General features: G+C 70.6%; 2 protein-coding genes. Both read left to right on the top strand.

From position 1 onward, the window contains the following. A partial coding sequence (locus ACH4S7_RS36485) for an SDR family NAD(P)-dependent oxidoreductase (RefSeq protein WP_398525736.1) occupies positions 1–2,631 on the top strand: 2,631 nt, incomplete at its 5' end. Positions 2,632–2,693: 62 nt separating this feature from the next. Beyond that, the coding region (locus tag ACH4S7_RS36480) for a type I polyketide synthase (protein WP_398525735.1) at positions 2,694–4,324 on the top strand (1,631 nt) is incomplete at its 3' end.

The raw sequence follows: 4,324 nt of genomic DNA, 5'->3' as shown, positions 1-4,324 counted from the left end.
GGTTTGTCGGGGTCGGTGCCGATGTTGTCGACGATGACGGGTGACTGGATCGTTGAGGGTCAGGTTGGGGCCGGGTATTGGGTGGAGAATCTGCGGCGTCCGGTGTTGTTCGCGGACGCGACCAGGCGGTTGGCGTCGGAGGGTTTCGGTGCGTTCGTCGAGGTGAGTGCGCATCCGGTCCTGGTCATGGGCATCGAGGAGACCTTGGAGGCCCATCACACCGCCACGACCGACGACGACACCACCACCCGAACCCCCGTGGTCACCGTCGGCACGTTGCGTCGTGGTGAGGGTGGTTGGGATCAGTTCCTGCGCTCCCTCGCGGGGCTCTTCGTCCGGGGTGCGGTGACACCGGATTGGGAGTCGTTGCTGGGCGGTACGCGTCCCCGGGTCGACCTCCCGACCTACGCCTTCCAGCGTCGGCGCTTCTGGATCGAGAGCGTCAGGAAGGAAGCGGTGATACTCGCCGCCGACCCGGTCGACGCCGCGTTCTGGGAGGCCGTCGAGAGCGCCGACCTGGCGAAGCTCGCCGACAGCCTGCGCATCGAGACCGACGTACTCGAAGGCGTACTCCCCGCGCTCACCTCCTGGCGGACACGCAGCCGTGAGCAGTCGCTCGTCGACGGCTGGCGCTACCGCGAGGAGTGGAAGCCGGTGCCCGCACCGACCCCGAACAGCGCCACCGGCACCTGGACCGTGCTGGTCCCGGCCACCCACCAGGGCGACGCCACCGTGACCGGTGTGCTGGACGGCCTGCGCCGTGGCGGCGCCGACATCCGGGTGCTCGAGGTCACCGCCACCGACCGCGAGGCCCTGGCCGAGCAGCTCCGCGCCGAACTCGCCCAGAGCGAGCCCCGGCTCATCCTCTCCCTGCTGGCACTGGACGACCGCGCCCACCCCCGTCACCCCGAGCTGACCGAGGGCATCACCGCCACCATCGCTCTCGTCCAGGCGCTGGACGACTGCGGCGCCACCGCCCGGCTCTGGTGCGCCACCTCGCTGGCCGTCGCGGTCACCGAATCGGCCGAGGTGCTCAACCCCGTACAGACGACCGCCTGGGGCATGGGCGCGTCCTTCGCGCTCGACCACCCCGAGACCTGGGGCGGACTGGTCGACCTCCCGGCCGACATCGACACCCGTACCGCGGACATCCTCTGCTCGGTCCTGGCGTCGGACCTCCAGGAAGACCAGATCGCCCTGCGTACGGCCGGCCTCTTCGCCCGCCGTATGGTCCGGGCCCGCCTCGACGAATCCGCCGTGGCGACAGAGCAGCCGTGGCGGCCCAACGGCACCGTCCTGGTCACCGGAGGCACCGGCGGGATCGGCTCGCACGTGGCGCGCTGGCTGGCGGCCGCCGGTGCGGAGCACCTCGTACTCACCAGCCGTCGCGGTGCCGAGGCGCCCGGCGCCGCCGAACTCGAAGCCGAGCTGGCCCTGCTGGGTGCCAAGGTGACCCTCGCCGCCTGTGACATGGGAGACCGCGAGTCCGTACGGGAACTCGTCGCCGCCCTCCCCGACGCCGCACCGCTCACGGCCGTCTTCCACCTGGCCGGCGCACTCCCGGACGGCGAGCGCCAGCTCTCGGCGACGACGTTCGAGGACTTCTCCCGGATGACCCGGGCGAAGATCGGTGGAGCCGTTCACCTGGACGAGCTGCTCGCGGACCGCGAGCTCGCGGCCTTCGTGACCTTCTCCTCCGGCTCGGCGATCTGGGGCAACGCCAACCAGGCGGCGTACGGCGCGTCCAACGCGTTCCTCGACGGCCTCGTCCACAACCGGCGGGCACGTGGGCTCGCCGGGACGTCGATCGCGTGGGGGCTCTGGGGCGGTGACGGCACGGACACCGAGACCGACGAGCAGCTCAGCCGCATCGGTGTCAGGTCGATGGACCCTCGGCTGGCCCTTGAGGTCCTCCGGCAGGCCCTCGACCAGGACACCAGCCATCTGATCGCCACCGACATCGACTGGCAGCGCTTCGCCCCGGTGTTCACCATCGCCCGGCCGCGCCCGCTGCTGGACGGAATCGCCGAGGTCAGGGCCGTCCTGTCGGCGGACACCGCCGAGGTCGGGCCGGCCGACGATGACACCCCGAAGGAGACCGTCGTCACCCGGCTCGCCGGCCTCAGCCCCGCCGAGCGTGACCACGCCCTGCTGGAGCTCGTACGGACACAGGTGGCCGCGGTGCTCCGCTACTCGGACACCTCGGACGTCGAGCAGGACCAGTCCTTCAAGGACCTCGGCTTCGACTCCGTCACCGCGGTCGAACTGCGGAACAAGCTCAACGCGGCGTCCGGCCTGCGGCTGCCCGCCACGGCCGTCTTCGACTACGCCACCCCGGTCGCCCTCGCGGCCCATCTGCGGTCGGAGCTGTTCACGGACGACGCCGCGGCGTCGGGAGAGGTGCCGCTGCTGGCGGAGCTCGACCGGATCGAGGCGGCGGTGACCTCGCTCCCGTCGGCCGACATCGAGCGGATGCACCTCACCTCCAGGCTTCAGAGCCTGGTGACCAAGTTGAACGACATCGTCGGCGCGGGAGCTCCCCTGGAAGCGGAGGCCATCGCGGACAAGCTCGAAACGGCCACTGCCGATGACATCTTCGCGTTCATCGACAAGGACCTCGGTCTGAACTGACCGGCACGTCCCCGCCTCCCCGCGCTCCCGCTCCCTCGCACAAAGATTGGTGTGTCACCGGAATGTCGAACGAAGAGAAGCTCCTCGACTACCTCAAGCGGGTCACCGCCGATCTCCACGCGACCCGGCAGCGGCTGCGTGAGGCGGAGTCCGATGAGCAGGAGCCGATCGCGGTCGTCGCGATGGGCTGCCGCTACCCGGGGGACGTCCGTACCCCCGAGGACCTGTGGCAGCTCGTCGCGACGGGCGGTGACGCCGTCACCGAATTCCCCGCCGACCGGGGCTGGGACTTCGACACACTCCTCGGCGGCGATGCGGGCGCATCCGGGAGCACCTATGTGGCCCGCGGCGGGTTCGTCCACGACGCGGCCGACTTCGATGCGGACTTCTTCGGCATCTCGCCGCGCGAGGCGCTGGCGATGGACCCGCAGCAGCGGCTGCTGCTGGAACTCGCCTGGGAGACCAGCGAGCGGGCCGGCATCGACCCGCACAGCCTGCGGGGTGCCTCCGTCGGCGTCTTCGCCGGCACCAACGGTCAGGACTACGCCGACCTGATGGACCGGGCGCCGGAGGACACCGAGGCATACCTCTCCACCGGTAGCGTCGCGGCCGTCGTCTCCGGCCGGGTCTCGTACGCGCTGGGTCTGGAGGGCCCTTCGGTCTCGGTCGACACCGCCTGCTCCTCCTCGCTCGTCGCGCTGCACCTCGCCTGCCAGGCACTCCGGCAGAAGGAGTGCTCCATGGCCTTCGCGGGTGGCGTCACGATCATGTCGACGCCCGGGCCGTTCATCGCCTTCAGCAGGCAGAGCGGTCTCGCGTCGGACGGCCGGTGCAAGGCGTTCTCCGACGACACGGACGGTACGGGGTGGGGTGAGGGCGCGGGCCTCCTGCTGCTGGAGCGGCTCTCGGACGCGCGCAGGAACGGGCATCAGGTGCTCGCCGTGGTGCGGGGCTCGGCGTTGAACCAGGATGGTGCGAGCAATGGTCTGACGGCGCCGAACGGTCCGTCCCAGCAGCGGGTGATCCGCCAGGCGCTGGCCAACGCCGGTCTGACGGCGGCCGAGGTGGACGCGGTCGAGGCGCACGGCACCGGTACGACCCTCGGTGACCCGATCGAGGCGCAGGCCATCCTCGCCACGTATGGGCAGAGCCGCGAGCAGGACCAGCCGCTCTGGCTCGGCTCCATCAAGTCGAACATCGGTCATACCCAGGCCGCGGCCGGGGTCAGCGGTGTGATCAAGATGGTGATGGCCATCCAGAACGGCGTGCTGCCGAAGACGCTGCATGTGTCGGAGCCGTCGTCCGTTGTGGATTGGTCCGCTGGTGCGGTGGAGCTACTCACGGAGGCTCGGGAGTGGCCGGAGACCGGTCGTCCGCGCCGTGCCGGTGTGTCGTCGTTCGGTGTGAGCGGTACGAACGCCCACATCATCATGGAGCAGGCGCCCGTGCCTGAGGCAGAGTCGGAGCCGGACGGCGAAGCACCCGCCGCGGTGTCCGGGCTGCCGGTTCCTTGGGTGGTCTCCGGGAAGACCGCCGACGCGTTGCGGGCGCAGGCCGAGCGGCTGCTGTCGTTCGTCTCCGCCGACGCGGATGTCTCCGTGGTGGATGTGGCGTACTCGCTGGGTGTGTCGCGTGCGGGTCTTGAGCATCGTGGTGTGGTGGTGGGGGAGTCGCGTGCGGAGTTGCTCGCGGC

It is taken from the genome of Streptomyces sp. NPDC020965 (genome assembly GCF_044333555.1).
In the GTDB taxonomy this organism is placed as follows: Bacteria; Actinomycetota; Actinomycetes; order Streptomycetales; family Streptomycetaceae; genus Streptomyces.
This window is presented reverse-complemented; position numbering and strand designations above follow the sequence as displayed.